The sequence below is a fragment of the Shigella sp. FC1967 genome (genome assembly GCF_001743005.1).
Classification (GTDB): Bacteria; Pseudomonadota; Gammaproteobacteria; order Enterobacterales; family Enterobacteriaceae; genus Proteus.
Map to the genome: position 1 here is coordinate 1 of NZ_MIIZ01000425.1, position 219 is coordinate 219.

General features: G+C 53.0%; 1 rRNA gene. It reads left to right on the forward strand.

What is annotated here, in order from left to right:
- Positions 1-219 (forward strand): 16S ribosomal RNA (locus BHE89_RS03635); the annotation flags it as partial.

Genomic DNA, 219 nt, shown 5'->3' on the forward strand with positions numbered 1-219 from the left:
AGGTTGTGGTCTTGAACCGTGGCTTCTGGAGCTAACGCGTTAAATCGACGCCTGGGGGAGTACGGCCGCAAGGTTAAAACTCAAATGAATTGACGGGGGGCCCGCACAAGCGGTGGAGCATGTGGTTTAATTCGATGCAACGCGAAGAACCTTACCTACTCTTGACATCCAGCGAATCCTTTAGAGATAGAGGAGTGCCTTCGGGAACGCTGAGACAGG